The 13947-nt window shown below is 34.1% G+C and carries 12 protein-coding genes; 5 read left to right on the forward strand and 7 right to left on the reverse strand.

Annotated features, from left to right (window positions below):
- Positions 1-13: 13 nt before the first annotated feature.
- Together AC3ITQ_RS18180 and AC3ITQ_RS18185 are read right to left on the reverse strand one after the other, a co-directional pair.
- Complete coding sequence (locus AC3ITQ_RS18180) at positions 14-937, reverse strand: FecR family protein (protein ID WP_489235551.1); 924 nt, start codon at positions 935-937, stop codon at positions 14-16.
- Positions 938-1225: 288 nt separating this feature from the next.
- Positions 1226-1750 (reverse strand): RNA polymerase sigma-70 factor, encoded by a 525-nt coding sequence (locus AC3ITQ_RS18185; protein WP_489235552.1) that lies wholly within the window; start codon positions 1748-1750, stop codon positions 1226-1228.
- 263 nt (positions 1751-2013) lie between these two features.
- Between AC3ITQ_RS18185 and AC3ITQ_RS18190 the strand changes: the two genes are divergently transcribed.
- The gene (locus tag AC3ITQ_RS18190; protein WP_489235553.1) at positions 2014-3075 is read left to right on the forward strand and encodes a phosphatidylinositol-specific phospholipase C1-like protein; all 1062 of its coding nucleotides are present in this window, start codon (positions 2014-2016) and stop codon (positions 3073-3075) included.
- A gap of 232 nt (positions 3076-3307) precedes the next feature.
- Here AC3ITQ_RS18190 and AC3ITQ_RS18195 read toward each other — a convergent pair whose 3' ends face one another.
- A complete protein-coding gene (locus tag AC3ITQ_RS18195; RefSeq protein ID WP_489235554.1) occupies positions 3308-5248 on the reverse strand; it encodes a metallophosphoesterase in 1941 nt (646 codons plus the stop codon).
- A 421-nt stretch (positions 5249-5669) separates the two neighbouring features.
- On the opposite strand from AC3ITQ_RS18195, the gene AC3ITQ_RS18200 reads away from it, so the two are divergent.
- Positions 5670-6044 carry a YdeI/OmpD-associated family protein gene (locus AC3ITQ_RS18200; protein ID WP_489235555.1) on the forward strand — a complete coding sequence of 125 codons (375 nt, stop codon included), beginning with the start codon at positions 5670-5672 and terminating at the stop codon, positions 6042-6044.
- Positions 6045-6053: 9 nt separating this feature from the next.
- Here AC3ITQ_RS18200 and AC3ITQ_RS18205 read toward each other — a convergent pair whose 3' ends face one another.
- From AC3ITQ_RS18205 to AC3ITQ_RS18215, 3 genes are all read right to left on the reverse strand, one after another.
- Complete coding sequence (locus AC3ITQ_RS18205; RefSeq protein ID WP_489235556.1) at positions 6054-6692, reverse strand: HAD family hydrolase; 639 nt, start codon at positions 6690-6692, stop codon at positions 6054-6056.
- Positions 6693-6782: 90 nt separating this feature from the next.
- Positions 6783-7247: an NUDIX hydrolase gene (locus tag AC3ITQ_RS18210; RefSeq protein ID WP_489235557.1), complete on the reverse strand. Its 465-nt coding sequence runs from the start codon at positions 7245-7247 to the stop codon at positions 6783-6785.
- Positions 7248-7281: 34 nt separating this feature from the next.
- Entirely contained in the window at positions 7282-9486 is a 2205-nt protein-coding gene (locus AC3ITQ_RS18215; protein ID WP_489235558.1) for a TonB-dependent receptor, read from the reverse strand.
- 237 nt (positions 9487-9723) lie between these two features.
- On the opposite strand from AC3ITQ_RS18215, the gene AC3ITQ_RS18220 reads away from it, so the two are divergent.
- On the forward strand, positions 9724-10890 hold the full coding sequence (locus AC3ITQ_RS18220; protein WP_489235559.1) for a BT3233 family polysaccharide utilization protein: 1167 nt from the start codon (positions 9724-9726) through the stop codon (positions 10888-10890).
- A gap of 132 nt (positions 10891-11022) precedes the next feature.
- Here the strand turns inward: AC3ITQ_RS18220 and AC3ITQ_RS18225 are convergent, their stop codons facing one another.
- Positions 11023-12048 carry a substrate-binding domain-containing protein gene (locus AC3ITQ_RS18225; protein ID WP_489238949.1) on the reverse strand — a complete coding sequence of 342 codons (1026 nt, stop codon included), beginning with the start codon at positions 12046-12048 and terminating at the stop codon, positions 11023-11025.
- 209 nt (positions 12049-12257) lie between these two features.
- Here AC3ITQ_RS18225 and AC3ITQ_RS18230 point away from each other — a divergent pair, with 209 nt between their 5' ends.
- Positions 12258-12707: a NanQ anomerase/TabA/YiaL family protein gene (locus AC3ITQ_RS18230; protein WP_489235560.1), complete on the forward strand. Its 450-nt coding sequence runs from the start codon at positions 12258-12260 to the stop codon at positions 12705-12707.
- Positions 12708-12932: 225 nt separating this feature from the next.
- Entirely contained in the window at positions 12933-13745 is an 813-nt protein-coding gene (locus tag AC3ITQ_RS18235; protein ID WP_489235561.1) for an SDR family oxidoreductase, read from the forward strand.
- The last annotated feature ends 202 nt before the right edge of the window (positions 13746-13947 follow it).

Below are 13947 nucleotides of genomic sequence, written 5' to 3' on the forward strand. Positions count from 1 at the left end.
TGCTTTTTTGTTTTTAATCCACTTTTACTATTTCGCCATAAACTCTGAATTTTAGGTTTGTGATATAATTAATTTGTTCTAAAACATTCTCTAATGATGCGTCCTTCTTAATGAACACCGTTAACGGCGTTGCTAATACGTGTTCATTATCATACTGAAATGAAACTCCATACTTATATTGTAAAATCGTGATAACTTGTTTAAGAGTAGTTTGATCTAGCGTAACATCAGTGTTGTACCAATTCACTAAATAAGACTTGTCTGCCAGTTGTTTGGTTAATTTTTGAGACTCAAACAAGGCTTCTTCATTCGGAACCAAATCAACACTCTGTCCTTTTGAAGTAACATTTACTTTTCCGGTTACGACAATTACTTCACATTTTGATTTTGATAACTGAATGTGGAAAGAAGTTCCAACTACTCGTGTTTTAATTTCGCCTGAAGAGATAATAAAAGGATGCGTTTTGTCTTTGGCCACTTCAAAAAACGCATTTCCTTTTAATAGTGAAACCTTTCTTTCATCGCCCTGAAATTTTTCAGGATATTGAAAAATAGAATTTGCTGCCAGATAAATTTTCGAGCCGTCATTTAATTGGATAGATTTGGGGGTATCTAAAGTTTTAAATGTTAAGTGCTTTTCAACTGAAAAACCTGGTTTGAAAAAAAATCCCAAACCAACAAGAAAAAGAATACTGGCAGCGGCCATGTATTTTAAATAAGGATTGAAGCTTCTCTTCTTTCCTATTCTAAGTTGAATTCCTTCATATATATGTTGCGAAACTTCATCGGGATTTCCCATTGTTGTTTCATTCCATTTTGAATTTTGATATTGGTCAAAAGCAAAATCGTTTAATAGATTTTCCTCTGCTATTGAAGTTTTATTTCTTGAACTTTTGTCGAGTAAATGTTCTAAACTATGTTTGATTCTTTTTATCATACTATTTGTTGGTCCATGTTGGCGTAATTTTTTTAACACATAGAGACATAGTTTTTTTCACTCACTAAAGGCGTTTCACTTGCTTTAAAAAACATAGCGTTTTACGTATAGCTATGTGTGAAAACTAGTTTTTTAAAATTCTCTTCTTCTAAAAAGAAAAATCTATGTTTCTATGTGTTTAAACAAAAAATTGCTAATTACCCTAACAGGTTATTATTACAAGTAAGTACCAGAATCACGAAATCGTACTATCGGGAAATATTATGAAAACATCAACGGAAAGTTATCTTAAAACTTTTGATGCAAAATGATGTATGGAGCCAGCCAGGCAAGGTCTTTTAAGCCTTCACGAAGTTGTTTTAAGGCAGAAGAAATTTGATTTTTAACCGTTTGTTTTGAAATTCCGAGTTCATCAGCAATCATATCTATTGACATATCCTGAAATTTGTACATCAACAAAACTTCTTTTCGTTTCTCCGGAAGTTTATCTAATAAGGAATAAAGTGAATCCATTAATTCAGGATCGATTGAAGCGAAATTATCAATAACATAATCCTCAAACTGATCTTCCATAATGGTCTTATCAAAGCGATTGTTTTGATAATGTTTGAAGACCTGATTTTTTACGGCACGAAATAAATAAGGCTCAATCGCATTAATATTCAAATCGTCTTTTCGTTCCCATAAATCAATAAAAACATCCTGAACAATGTTCTGCGCCAAGTCTTTATCCTGAGTCATCGTATACGAAAACGCATTGAGCTTTTTCCAGTATTCGGTATACGTTTGTTCAAAAATTTCAGGATTCTTCATAGCTGCTTTTGGTAGTATTTGGTCCTGTAAAATAATAAAATGTTATACCAAAGTTTTTTGCCTGAACGTTAACTTTAAATTAAATAATGAATTCTTTTGCTGTATAAATACTACTATTTTAAGCTAAAAATGACAGTCCGTTTGCGATTTCTTTTTCTTAATCTAACATAAAACTCAACTGCTGTTTTTAATTTAGTGGGCTCTAAAAAGTGTTTTCTTTTGATGCGTCCCCTAATCTAGTAACACTTTTTACATTTTAAATCATGAAACAAATTCTGTTCACCCTATTTCTTGCTGGCGCCATAAACAGCAACGTTCAGGCGCAAAATGAAAATTTAAAAATTAATCAAATTCAGGTTATCGGATCTCACAACAGTTACCGTCAAGCCATTGAAACTGATTTATACACTTTTATTCAGGCCAAAGACACCAGCCGTTCTTTAAAAGGTTTGCAATACACTCATATTCCACTTACGGAACAATTGAACAAAGGGTTGAGAAATCTTGAAATTGATGTTCAGGCAGATACTAAAGGTGGGAAATTTGCGCACCCAAAAGGTTTAGACCTGGCAAAATCTGAAGAAGCTTATGATCCAAAAGGAGAAATGAAAAAACCTGGGTTTAAAGTTTTTCATATGATCGATATCGATTTTAGAACTTCCTGCTACACGCTTCAGAATTGCCTGGCCGAATTAAAAAAATGGTCTGATGCCAATCCTGATCACGTTCCAGTTTTTATTACTTTGGAACCAAAAGATGACGATAGTTACCTAGGTACAAAAGCAGAAAAATTCACACCTGAATTATTTGACGCTTTAGATAAAGAACTTAGGAAAGGTTTAGGAAATAAACTAATCACGCCGGATATCGTACGTGGTAAATACAAAACTTTGGAAGAAGCCGTTCTAAACAATAATTGGCCAACATTAAAAGAAGCAAAAGGTAAATTCTTGTTTATTTTGGATAACAACGGAGCCAAAAGAGATTTATATGCTTTGAATCACCCTTCACTAAAAGGACGCGCTGTTTTCATCAATGCTGAGCCCGGAAAACCAGAAGCAGCAACTTTATTCAGAAACAATTCTGAAGATCCTCAAATTGCTGATTTAGTAAAAAAAGGCTACATCATAAGAACCAGAGCCGATTCGGATACGAAAGAAGCTCGTAAGAATGATTATTCACACTTCGAAGCAGCCAAAAAATCAGGAGCACAAATCATAACTACCGATTATTATTTACCAAGTACATTTTTTAATTCTTCTTATCAGGTAAAATACGATGATGGGACTTATGTGAGAGTTGATCCTATCAACGGGGTTAAATAATTTGTTTCAAGTTTTCTTTGTTTCAGGTTTCAAGTTGTTGGAGCGCATGTAACCGCAAAGTTCGCAAAGTTTTTTTGCCATAGTTTATGTTTAGAAAATACAAAGTTCGCAAAGCTTTGTCAATAAACCTTTGCTCCCGATAGCTATCGGATTGCGTAAATCTTAGCGAACTTTGCGGTTAAATTTTTACACATTTCAATAACTTGAAACCTGAAACTTAAAACAAAAAAAACTATTTACGCTTAATCACACCACTCTTCAAATCAACACTAAAATGATCTGCAGGAACTTCATGCATGAATTTATTGAAGATGATTAAAAACAATCGCATTTGGTTTTCCAGTGGTTTTTCTTTTGAAGTATCGGCTGCATAATTATCAAAAAACAACTGAGATAATACTTTATATTGTTTCGCTCTTACAGTTCCAACATCGGCTAAAGCCAATTCATCGGCACTTCTAAAACGATAAAAATCAACCAGTAAATCATAGCCTGTCCAGTTAAAATCTTCTTTTTTGAGTTTGTTTTCTTTTAAATATTGAGCCGATTTTATTTTGGCTTCCTCCCACTCTTTTTGGAATCTTTCTTTATTTTTCAACACTTCATCAAAATCACTATCTGATTGAACACTCGCCAAAACCAATAAATCGGGAGCAGAAAGTTTTAGGAAAAAATCCTTGAAATTAGAAGGCCAATCGTCTGATAAAAAACGTAAACGAACTAGTTCTTTCAAATGGAAATCGGTGAAATCGTGGTAGTTTTTGGTTTTCAGAATATTGATATTCCAAATGTCTTTTGTCTGTTGACTTTCTAAGAATTTATACTCCATTCTATATAAATCAAAAAGTTCGTCATATCTCGGAACATCATCAATTGTGATGGTTTGAATATCGACTACATTCTCTTTTTTAATCGTCAATAATTTATAAGCCGGAATATAAGCGGCCAAAGATGGTGTTTGAATATTGACCAAAGTATTCCCTTTTTCCGTCGTACGGATTCCGGTATCATTGATATGCATATGTCCGCCAAAATGAATTTTCAATCCTGCATCAGCAAAAGTCTTCGCTACTTCTTCCACCGGAACTCTGTTTAATTGCCATTTGTTTGGCCCAAGCAATTCTTTTATTTCTGCAGAGGCATCGTCATTAAAATCAATCATAGGAAAATGACTGAAAGCGATTAAGGTTTTGCCTTGTTTTTTGGCTTCCGCCGAAATGTCTTCCACCCATTTTATAAGATGCTTTTTATTCGAAAGTACATTATTATAACCCGTACTTGCCTCAGAATAACTTTTAGAATCTTTCGGATCACCATCATTTTTCTTCGGAATATAAACGTTTCCGTCAATTGCCATTAACCAAAGTCCATCGATTGGTTCAACGACATAACTCACATCCGGAACTTCATAACCCGGCGCGACATTATATACTCTGTTTGATAATAAAGCAGCTTCAGAAGCTTTTTCGAAACTATAATTCTGGCTGTTATAAGTCGAAAACGGAGTTGCCCAGAATTTGTATTTTTTATTCGGATAAAAGCCAAAATCTTTTAATCCGTCCGTGATTCCTAAATAACCCATTTTGGCAATATCGGCTGTTACAATTACAGGCTGTTCAGTACTTAAATTGAGCTTATAAAGGCCGTCTTTGCTATAAATGGGCTGACTTTTTCCATCTTTACCAAGAAAATCTTCTTTACCGGAATCTTGTGCAAAAGGTCCAACAGGATCGTGATTTCCTGTCGTGATAAAAAATTCGATGTCGTATTTTTTGCTGTATTGTGCTAAGATTTTTTCTAAACCCCGAACGTGAATGGGCTGACCATCATCTGTATAATCCCCGGGAAGTGCAACATATTTTATTTTTCGCTTTACGATATCTTCCAAAGCAGCGATGAAAGCAAAGTAATTTTCATTGAATATTCTAGTCGAATGCAATTGCGAGGCCATCGTTCGTAACAAAACATATTGTCCGGTTTTCGGATTTAAGACTCCTTTATAATCATTGTCTGAAAAGGTTCCGAATAGATCCTGCAAATGCACATCAGATAAGAAAGCGATTTGAGTGCCGTTTAGATTTTTAGGATTTTGAGCTGAAATAGCAGCGTTGAAAAAAATAGAAAATAGAAATATAAAATAGGCTTTATGAACGAATGGAATTTTTAAATTCATTAGGTTAAAATTTTAAAGATTTATGAAGTGGCGCATCATAAAAAAGAACGTGCAATTTTATGCTTAAAAATCCTAAATGCGTTTAACCTATTGTTACCTAATGATAATTTTTGATGAAGAGTTTATTTAACCGCAAGATTATTAACCACAAAGGACACTAAGATTTTTATCTCAGCACTGTAATTATAAACACAGAGTTCACAAAGCTGGCATTGACAAAGCTTTGTGAACTCTGTGTTTTCTGACCATACACTAAAGTAAAAAATCTTAGTGCCCTCTGTGGTAAAATTTATCGACAAAGCTTTGCGAACTTTTTCGTTTGTAAACACAATCCTGAATAAAATCCTTGCGCCCTTTGCGGTAAAAAAATTATGCGGTTAATTTTTTTTATTAAATTTATATCAGCAATTCGGAATAAATCATGGAAACAAAAGACGGAAAACTAGCCATTTACGCCCAAACCAGAAAAGAATGGCGCGACTGGTTACAGCAAAATTCCCAAACAGAAAAATCAGTCTGGTTGATTTTATACCACAAAAAAAGTAAAGTCGAAAGCATTAACTTAAATGATGCAACCGAAGAAGCTTTATGTTTTGGCTGGATCGACAGCTTATGCAAAAAACGAGATTTTGAAAGTTTCTATCTGACTTTTACGCCCCGAAATCCGAAGAAGAGCAAATGGAGCCAACCCAATAAAGACCGCGCAGCAAAAATGATCGAACAAGGTTTAATGACGGAGCATGGCCAACTTATGATTGATCTTGCGAAAGAAAATGGTAAATGGGATGTAGTTTAAACGTGTAATTTATTCTAATTGAAGAAGTACACTTAATTCTTCATAGCTTTTAAAAAGAATTGCTCCTTCACTTTCTAAATCTTCATTGTTGTATCCGTTCGCAAAACCGTACACTTTAAAACCACCGCTGATTCCTGCTTTTACACCTGCCTTGCTGTCTTCGAGAACAATACAATCTTTTACCTCAAAACCCATTTCTTTTGCAGCATGTAGAAATATTCCAGGTTCTGGTTTCCAGCTTTTTATTTGATAGGAACTAAATATTTTACCTTCAAATTTATCAAGTAAACCTGATACTTCAAGATTCAAACGGATTTTATCTTCCGGACCACTTGAAGCCACGCAATACGGAATTTTTAGTTTATCTATAAATGCGACAACACCTTCCATAGGTTTGACTTGCGTTTTGAATGCTTCGAAGCTTTTTTCGCGATATTCATTCTCAAAACTATCTGGAAGTTTTCCATCAATTGCCGTTTCTATATGCTGAAAACATTCTTTTAAATTACGACCATTAAAATCGCGATACGCATCTTCAATTTTCATCTCAAAACCATGTTCGGCAGCCATTTCCAACAAAATTCCGTTACCTATTTTTTCTGTATCTACAAGAACGCCATCACAATCGAAGATTATACACTTTACCATACTATTGATTTTTACTTAATTATCTCTAATCCTGTATTGATTTAGAGTTTATGTAAATTACAAAAAATACTTTTATAAAGTGATCGCGATTTAAAGTGAAGTTGAAATTTTTGAAATAATCTGAACTATAAAATCGGCCTGAGCAGGATTGATTTTTTTAAGGGCTTCTGCGGTTTGAAACCATTCGGCTTTATCAATTTCAGGAAAACTTTTCATGCTACCTGATTTTGGCGGCCATTCGATTTCGAATTCATTACTTTTTACTAAAGTAACATCAATATCAAATTCTACCGCCCATGCAAAAACGGTCTTTCCTGATTTAAGTTTAACAAATTCAAGTGCTATGAAATCACCATCCACTTCAAAACCGGTTTCTTCCTGAAACTCTCGTTTTGCAGCTTCGAGCGGATCTTCATCATCGGTAAATTCACCTTTGGGAATAGACCAACTTTCCAAATCTTTATTTTTCCAGAATGGCCCACCAGGATGCACCAATAAAAAATAAATAGTGGAGTCTATAAACTTGTAGAGTAATATGCCGGCGCTTTGTTTCATATCTTTAAATATTATACCTAAAGATATGATATTATTACCAACTATATTTCAAAATTAATCTGGCATTAAATGGAGTTCCTGCCGTAAAATGAATTTCCTCTACCGGATCAGTTTCATTAGCCAATCTGGTTTCTGTTAAAAACTGCGTTTCTTTCCATTTGGTATCGAAAATATTATCAATATTCAATCCGATAGAAATTTTTTTAATTTGATAATTTACAGAAAAATCAGTGATACAATATCCTTTTGCAACTATAGAATTATCTTCATTTGCTGGTCTGTCGCTTAAAAATCTGGTTCTTAAACTTCCTGAAAAACCATGTAAATCTTTAACCGAAATTCCATTCATTAAAGTATGAACCGGTGCCAGTGGCAAATAGTCATTTCCTTTAGGTTCATCCATAGAACGTGCATGTGTATACGTATAATCTGTGTTCCAAAATAACCAATTCGTAAGCTGGTATCTAAATCCGAAATCAAATCCTTTTCGCTCTGTTTGCCCACTTGGCTCAACAACAGCTTCATCTCCAACGTATACAAATTCTTGTGCCAGATATAAATACCAAATAGCCGAATTAACAATCATTCTGGGAAAAGGCTTCCAGTTAATTCCAAGATCACCTCCATACGTTTCCGGAAGAATTTCCTGTCCTTTTTGAGCCACTACAACGCGGGTATCGTTACTGTGGAATCCTTTTCCTAATTTTAAGAAATACTGCAATGCATTATTCTCTGTATATAAAAAGTTTAATTTCGGACTAACAATAGCTTTAGTTTGTGTTTGGTTTGTATAAGTTGTTGCCAATTGATCTTCATAACCAAATTTAAAATAATCTAAGCGAACACCGGAATTAATCAACCACTTTCCTGACGTAAAATCAAAGCTCGTGTAAGTAAAAAGATTAGTCTGATTTACATTCCCCAAACTCAAATAATCCAGCACCGTTTTTCTGTTTACAGTATGCGATAATTCGACATCTTTATTATTGTCATTTCTGAGTCCAGCTCCTAATTTAAAGAACCATTTATCATTTAGTTTATTATTATATTCCGATTGAAAACCAACAATTGTCCTGTTTTCCTTTTGTTTAATTTGATCACCATTTACAGGATCATTTAGAAAAAAAGTGAAATTTGAATATAGTTCAAAATCATATTTATTTAAAAAAGCATTGTTTTTAATGTGTGAATGGCCATCAATTTTAGAATCATATTGAAGATTAAAATTTGTTCTTCCTGTATTTCCGCCTTCGTTTGGATCAATTGCACCAAAATGCGAAATCGTTCCGTCATTTACCGCTCTGTCCGGGATCTGTCCGCTGGCATCCCATTGGCTTGTAAAATGAGATAAGGAAACTGCCACTTTATCTCCGTTATTTACTTTAGCAGTATACTTTGCAAACAAATTGATTCGGTTAAAGTTTTGTGGCGCATCAAAGTAACCATCCGTCATCATGTATTCTCCGGCAAAATAAGCCGACTGATTTTCAGTATGCAATAAGTTGAATAAAGCCACGGTTCTAAAAGTATCAAACTGACCGGCTTCAAAGGAAACAGCATTGTTGTTTAAAATCTCTTTTGTATTAAAGCCAACATACCCTGCCGTTGTAAAATCTCCTTTATCAGCAAAATAAGAACCTTTGTCAAAATCAATTTTATCGACCGTTTCCGGAATCACAAAATGAAGATCGGCATAACCCTGACCGTGTGCATGAGAAACCATATTTACCGGCATTCCATCTACAGTTACGTTAATATCTGTTCCGTGATCGCAATCAAATCCACGAAGAAAAATCTGCTCTGCTTTTCCTCCACCAGCGTGCTGACCAATAAATAAACCCGGAACTTTACGCATTAGATCCTGCGAATTTGAAATAGGCTGAATTTCAAAATCTATTTTAGAAATGCTATTTAAATACTTCAGACTATTTGTAATGGTAACTTCTTCCAGTAAAAATGGCTTTTCATCTAAAATAATGGAAAGCATTTCAGCATTTGAAATAGTAGTATTTTTAGTAACATACCCTTGCTTCGTTACGCGCAAACTATCTTCTGGCTTTGTGTTTTCCAGAACAAATTTTCCACTTATATCACTATGAGCATGTACTTTTGAAATGAAATTATAAATCATTACATCGTTAAGAGGCTTTCCGTTTACATCTTTAACTACTCCACTAACTGACTGTGCTTTTGCAGAAAATGACAATATAAAAATTCCAATTACACATAATAGTCTCATAAATTTTTGGGCAATTTAAAAATTAAAAGCGGCAAAAATAACGTAACAATAGTAAGAAACCCAACGAATATGAGTTAAATATTCTACTTATAATATTCTACTTTCTTTTAAAACCATATTCTCATTTTCAAATCTGTACGTTTTTATACTCTTTATGTATTTCTATTTAAGATTTGATTTGTACTTTAGTCCTTCATTAAATCTGAACTATAATTCAGAAAATAAATCCTTTAAATTTTGAAAAAACATCTTTTATTAGCCACAATTCTGGCAAGTAGTTTTGCCGTTAATTCTCAGAATAAAATCGTAAGGGTAACCAATACGCTAAATATGGACAGAGAATTTGAAACTGTCGAAATCACAAAAAAAGCGCTTGGCTTATCTGCATCAGATAAACTTGAAAACTATGTGGTAAAGGAAGTTACTTCTCCTGCTTTTTTAGAAACCCAAACGGTAGATAGTGATGGCGACGGCAACGCAGATGTACTTTTATTTCAGCCCAAAGTTCAGGCTTCATCCCGTCAGGAATACGAAGTGTTTGTAGGTACAAATCCATCGGCATCAAAAACAGTAAGTTGCTATTCGAGATTTGTTCCCGAAAGAACAGAAGATTATGCCTGGGAAAACAATAAAGTTGCTTTTAGAACTTATGGTCCTGTAGCACAGAAAATGGTGGAAGATAAAATTCCGGGTGGAACTTTGACCAGCGGAATTGATGCGTGGTTAAAAAGAGTAGAATATCCTATTATTAATAAATGGTACGAAAAAACAGTTTCGGGAGCCGGATCTTATCATAAAGATACTGGTGAAGGTTTAGATAATTTTGCCGTTGGTGATAGCCGTGGAATTGGCGGAATTGCTGTAAACGTTGATGGAAAATATTATTTTTCGAAGAATTTTATCAGCTGGAAAACCATTACAACCGGACCAATCAGAACCAGTTTTATCTTAACCTATGCGGATTGGGATGCAAAAGGAAATAAAATAACCGAATCAAAATTAATTAGTCTTGACTATGGGAATTATTTATCCCGTTTTGAAATTTCGATTAAAGGTGCCAAAACAATTGCTGCCGGATTAACTCTTCATGATAAAAAAGGAACTATAACTACAAACTTTAAACAACACTGGATGAGTCATTGGGAACCAATCGATGATTCAGAAATTGGAATGGGACTGGTAGCTCCGGACGACACTGTAATCAGTTTTACAAACTATGTAACCAATGATAAAGACTTGAGTAATTTATACGCAAATTTAAAAGTAGAAGATAACAAAGTAATTTATTATGCTGGTTTTGGATGGAAAAAAGGAAGTCCGTTTCAAACAAAAGCAGAATGGGAAAAGTATTTAAGTTCTTTTGCTAAAAAAATAGATAATCCTCTTGAGGTAAAAGTGAAGTAATAGTTTATTTCACGCAGATTTTGGCAGATTTAAGCGGATAGCCGCAGATTATATTTATCAAATTTCAGATTAAAATAAAAAATCATTTTTAATCTGCTTAAATCTGCCAAAATCTGCGTGAAACCCTTTTTCTTATTTTCTGGCAGGAAAGTAATTCTCCTTCAAAATAATTTCCAACGGAATATAATGTGTGTTTTCTACTTTTTCCTGTAAAACCAATTTTTTATACAAATGATTAACCGCCATATAACCTTGCTCTTCTGGTCTTTGGTTAATCAGGAAATCAATAATTCCTTTGTTTAGGTATTCTATATTATCTTTTAATAAATCGTAACCAATAATACGGACACCTTTAATATTGTTTTGCTCTAAAAACCGGGCTACAATATAAGCTCTGGAATTGGGCACAAAAACGCTGTTTATTCCCTGAAACATTTGCAGAGATAACTGATCAATCCCGGAATCTTTGATGGTCACTTCCGAAAATTTAAAATTAGTGAGCTCGTTATGGTCTTTAAAAAAAGAATAAAAACCATCAATGCGTTGCAAATAAACGGAGGTACTTTCGATTTCACGGGTGATCTTAAAAATCAGAACCTGTCTTTCGTTATTTACCGCAAAACTAATAAGTCTTCCCGCCAGATAACCACTCTGAAAAGCATCTTGCCCAACATAGGCATGTGCTGCATCACTTGAAATATTCGAATCGATCATGACAACCGGAATATTCTTCTTTTCATATTCATTTAAAAAACGAACAGATTCTTCGTGAAAAATTGGTGCAAATAACAGGCCGTCACAATCAAAATTCAAGACTTTTTCGACAGCTTCCTTAAAAGAAGCAGTATTAAAATCATAGAAAAAATAATCCAGCACGACACCGAATTTCCCAAACTCGACTGCCGCTTTTTCTATTCCTGTAATTTGGCTTTTCCAATATTCGATGCTTTCGTATTTAGGTAAAAAAACCGCGAATCGGAATTTCTTATTTAAGGCCAGATTGCTCGCCAGGATATTTCGCTTATAACCGTATTTTTCGATAATAGCGTTCACCTTATCTACATTTTCCTGCGCCACCTGACCACGTTTATGGATGATCCTGTCAACAGTTCCTGGTGAAACATTGGCTAATTCCGCTATTTTTTTTATTGTTATGATATTCTTACTTTTTAAGTTAAAACTATTTTGAAACCGCGTAAAATTATTTTTTTTAGGTAAAGATAAGTTGTTTTACTTAACTTTTTATATACATTTGTAAAAGTCCGTGTGCGTACACGCAAACTTACGTAATTTGAATATAAAAACCATAATTTGTTTTATTTATAAAAGTAAATAGCCTAACAATAACTAACTACATAATTTAAAATATGATTATAGACGTATTAAGTAATTCCGCAAAATATTGTGGTTTACATCCCAATTTCAAAAAAGCATTTGATTATCTAAGTCAGACAGATTTACTAAATCTTGAAGATGGTGCCTTTGAAATTGGAGAAGGATTAAAAGTAATTGTAATTTCCGGAGAAGGAACAACCAGAGAAGAAAGCATAAAAGGTTTTGAATGTCATGATCAAAACATTGACATACAGATTTCACTGAAAGAACCAGAAACTTTTGCCTGGAAACCAAGGGAAAAATGTGTGAATCCGAATGGTGAATATAGTGATGAAAGGGATGTTCGTTTTTTCCACGACAAGCCAGACATGTATTTTGAATTGCAGGAAGGACAATTTGCTATTTTATTCCCAACAGACGTTCACGCTGCCATGATTGGCGTGGGACCATTGAAAAAAATTGTTATTAAGGTCAAGATTTAAAAAAATAAAATTCCAATTTTTGAAATGCCAAATTCCAAAACTAAAAAATTCCAATCTTAAAATCCCAAATTCCAACCTAAAAAGGAACAGAGTGTATTGTTTTAAGTTTTGAAAGAATTGGAATTTGGAATTTTCCCCCGAAAGCGGGTTGGAATTTAATATAAAAACTAAACCTGAAATCTAAGCCTACAGGTACTTAAAAAATATAAATAATAAAACTTACAAATGAATTCAATATTTAATCTTGAAGGAAAAATTGCCCTTATTACTGGCGGTGCGGGCGTATTGGGAAGCAATTTTGCAAACGTATTAGCCAAACAGGGTGTAATCGTCGGAATTGTATCGCAATCGATCGAAAAAGCCAATAAAACTGTGGCAGGTATCGAAAGCAAAGGCGGAAAAGCTTTTGCTATTCAGGCCAATGTTTTAAACAAAGAAGAACTTGAAAAAGCCAAAGACTTTATTGTAGAAAAATACGGTCGTCTGGACATTTTGATTAATGCTGCGGGAGGAAACATGCCGGGAGCAACGATACAACCTGATCAGGCTGTTTATGATATGAAAACAAATGATCTCCAACAAGTAGTCGATTTGAATATCATTGGGACAATGCTTCCAACACAGGTTTTCTCTGAACTTTTTGCAAAACAAAAAGAAGGAAATGTTATCAATATATCCTCAACATCGGCACAAAGGCCTTTAACACGTGTAGTTGGATATTCAGCTGCAAAAGCGGCCATTGACAATTTTACTAAATGGATGTCGGTTGAACTGGCTTCAAAATACGGTGAAGGAATTCGTGTAAACGCTATTTCACCGGGCTTTTTTATTGGAGAACAAAACAGGGCTTTATTATTGACTCCGGACGGTAACTTAACACCAAGAGGTGAAAAAATTATCGATCATACCCCTATGGGAAGATTTGGAAAACCGGAAGATATTGACGGTGCACTTTTATTTTTATGCAGTGACATGTCCAAATTTGTAACGGGAACCATTATAGTAGTAGATGGTGGATTTGCCGCTACCAGTATTTAAAATTGAATTAACTGGGAATTTTCTTATGAAAATGAGTGCCCTAGCCCCGATAGTAGTGGAAATCCTTTTGTGTCCGCCGCGGCGGACACAAAAGATTACTTCACTTAATTTTTATTTTAATCGGAGTTCAGTGAACTTCGTTTGGAACGGATAGCGGGAACTAGCTCCTTAAAAAAAATAATAAATACCTACAACGTTTCGA

It is taken from the genome of Flavobacterium sp. KH_001 (assembly GCF_057840745.1).

Excerpts from the sequence above, each read along its gene's own strand:
- AC3ITQ_RS18180 (WP_489235551.1), bottom strand. The coding sequence starts at position 937 with ATGATAAAAAGAATCAAACATAGTTTAGAACATTTACTCGACAAAAGT.
- AC3ITQ_RS18185 (WP_489235552.1), bottom strand. The coding sequence starts at position 1,750 with ATGAAGAATCCTGAAATTTTTGAACAAACGTATACCGAATACTGGAAA.
- AC3ITQ_RS18190 (WP_489235553.1), top strand. The coding sequence starts at position 2,014 with ATGAAACAAATTCTGTTCACCCTATTTCTTGCTGGCGCCATAAACAGC.
- AC3ITQ_RS18195 (WP_489235554.1), bottom strand. The coding sequence starts at position 5,248 with ATGAATTTAAAAATTCCATTCGTTCATAAAGCCTATTTTATATTTCTA.
- AC3ITQ_RS18200 (WP_489235555.1), top strand. The coding sequence starts at position 5,670 with ATGGAAACAAAAGACGGAAAACTAGCCATTTACGCCCAAACCAGAAAA.
- AC3ITQ_RS18205 (WP_489235556.1), bottom strand. The coding sequence starts at position 6,692 with ATGGTAAAGTGTATAATCTTCGATTGTGATGGCGTTCTTGTAGATACA.
- AC3ITQ_RS18210 (WP_489235557.1), bottom strand. The coding sequence starts at position 7,247 with ATGAAACAAAGCGCCGGCATATTACTCTACAAGTTTATAGACTCCACT.
- AC3ITQ_RS18215 (WP_489235558.1), bottom strand. The coding sequence starts at position 9,486 with ATGAGACTATTATGTGTAATTGGAATTTTTATATTGTCATTTTCTGCA.
- AC3ITQ_RS18230 (WP_489235560.1), top strand. The coding sequence starts at position 12,258 with ATGATTATAGACGTATTAAGTAATTCCGCAAAATATTGTGGTTTACAT.
- AC3ITQ_RS18235 (WP_489235561.1), top strand. The coding sequence starts at position 12,933 with ATGAATTCAATATTTAATCTTGAAGGAAAAATTGCCCTTATTACTGGC.